We start from the raw sequence: 2309 nt of genomic DNA on the forward strand, positions 1-2309 counted from the left end.
CCAAAGTGAATGTTGTAACCGTGAGAGAATGAAATAGTGTTTCCAGCTTCAACATAAGGAGCGATTTGTTCTTTGTAAACTTTTTCTTGGGTTTCATCAGGTAACAAGATGTGGATAATGTCTGCAGCTTCTGCAGCTTCTTCAATAGTTTTTACATTCATTCCATCATCAACAGCTTTTTGCCAGGATGAACCTCCTTCTCTAAGACCAACAATTACATTTAATCCACTGTCAGCCATGTTTCTAGATTGACCACGTCCTTGACTTCCGTATCCGATTACAGCAATGGTTTTGTCTGCAACGACTTCTGCGTCAACATCGTCATCATAATACATTTTCATCTTTATAACTCCTTTTAGTTTTTTAATAATTTTGTAAATTTAATTTAGCCAATGGCTAATGAATATATTCAATAGACAAATTAGTTAGTGATACTTTTCTCACTGAATGAAAATTACTAATTTCAGTATTAAATATAATGTTTATATATTTAACTTAATAGTTTATAAAACTTATCTATATCTCAAATTTGATGGATTTTAAAAAATATCAGCTGCATTATTGACAAAAATATAACTTAATTAATACGTTCAAAGCGAAAATGCAACATTTATATATGAAAATAGTATAATTAAAAAATATATTAAAATAAAAAATAAATAAAAATATCACAATTAACTGATTTTCAATTAAAGGGGAAAATGAGTAATGAGCGAAAACAAAGAAAAGAATGCAAACATTGAAGTTATTACAGGAGATCCAAAAAGAGCTATTAGAAAGCTTAGTGTCCCTATGATGGTTTCCATGCTTTTGATCATGATGTATAACCTTGCAGACAGTATTTGGGTAGCTGGTCTCGGTGCAGATGCATTAGCTGCAATTGGATTCATCACTCCTTTATTTACCATCCTTGTAGGACTTGGAAACGGTATAGGAGCAGGTGCCAATTCACTTATTGCACGTTACATTGGTGCAGATGACTTCTCCCAGGCAAACAATGCTGGCCTTCATGCAATCTTGCTTTCTGTTATTGTAAGTGCTATCTTCACATTCGTCATGATTGGTGCAATGGTGCCTATTCTTGAACTTATGGGAGCAGGAGATTCAATTAAATATGCTCTTGATTATGGATACATCATATTTGGATTCCTTTTCATATTCGTTTTCTCCGGAGTGGAATCTGCAATATTCAGATCCGAAGGTGATATGAGAAGAGCAACCATAGCAATAGCTGTAACAGCTATATTGAACATGATACTTGACCCAATATTCATTTACTACTTAAATCTTGGAATAACCGGAGCTGCATGGGCAACCATCATATCATGTACAATGTCAATACTTGTTATGAGCTATTGGATATGGGGTAAAAAAGACCTGTTTCTTGATTTAAGCCCTAAAAACTTTAAGTTCAGCACCAAAATCATTTTAGATTCCCTTCAAGTTGCAATTCCATCCACACTTGAAAACGTGATCTTTTCAGCACTTGCAATCATAATCAATTCAATGCTTGTGATTGTAGCTGGAACAAGCGCTGTGGCGGTTTATACTGCATCAATGAGAATTGTGCAATTAACCATGATTCCATTGATAGGTATTGGAACAGCTGTCCTTACAGTAGCTGGAGTGGCTTATGGTGCACACAATTATGAAAACCTGAAGATAGGACATAGCTATGCAATCAAAATAGGATTTGCCATCTCAATTGTACTTGGGGCAATTATGGTGATATTCTCCAATCAAATTGCAATGGCTTTCAGTTACACTTCCGCAAGTGCAGCCCTTGAACCAGAGATAGCTACTGCAATAAGTGTTTTAAGCCTCTTTGTGCTTGCAATACCTCATGGTATAATGTCTTCAATGATGTTTCAAGGAGTGGGAAAAGGAATATACTCATTTATCATTACCGTGCTTAGATCCCTTATAGCTGAATCCATATTCGCTTACATATTCTGTTTCACATTTGGATGGGGACTTATTGGAATATATGCAGGAGTCGTATTCGGATGTTTCGTAGGAGGAACTGTTGGATACATCTGGGCTAAATTCTTTATCCACAAGTTCAAAGCAATATGCGAAGATATGTACGGTGGCATAGAAACATGATTAAAAAATAGTCTTAAAAAAAATTGAAAATGGCTTAAAAATATTAAAAATAGATTGAAAGAAAAAATAAAAAAAGTAGTTAAGAGAAATACCCTTAACTAATGATGACCTCTTGCTATAGCAGTAGGTCCAGTACGAGCTATTTTCTTAATTCCAAATGGTTTAAGCAATCTTAAAAATGAATCGATCTTTTCAGGATTGCC

At 34.5% G+C, this 2309-nt stretch carries 2 protein-coding genes and 1 pseudogene; 1 reads left to right on the forward strand and 2 read right to left on the reverse strand.

Features of this window, described 5'->3' with window-relative positions; genetic code table 11:
* A partial coding sequence (locus ACKI3Q_RS10445; protein WP_407416528.1) for an NAD(P)-binding domain-containing protein occupies positions 1-341 on the reverse strand: 341 nt, incomplete at its 3' end.
* Positions 342-708: 367 nt separating this feature from the next.
* On the opposite strand from ACKI3Q_RS10445, the gene ACKI3Q_RS10450 reads away from it, so the two are divergent.
* Positions 709-2106 carry an MATE family efflux transporter gene (locus ACKI3Q_RS10450; protein ID WP_407416529.1) on the forward strand — a complete coding sequence of 466 codons (1398 nt, stop codon included), beginning with the start codon at positions 709-711 and terminating at the stop codon, positions 2104-2106.
* A 98-nt stretch (positions 2107-2204) separates the two neighbouring features.
* On the opposite strand, the pseudogene ACKI3Q_RS10455 reads toward ACKI3Q_RS10450, so the two are convergent.
* Positions 2205-2309: pseudogene (locus ACKI3Q_RS10455) on the reverse strand (acetolactate synthase small subunit); the annotation flags it as partial.

The organism is Methanobrevibacter sp. (assembly GCF_045636185.1).
In the GTDB taxonomy this organism is placed as follows: domain Archaea; phylum Methanobacteriota; class Methanobacteria; order Methanobacteriales; family Methanobacteriaceae; genus Methanocatella.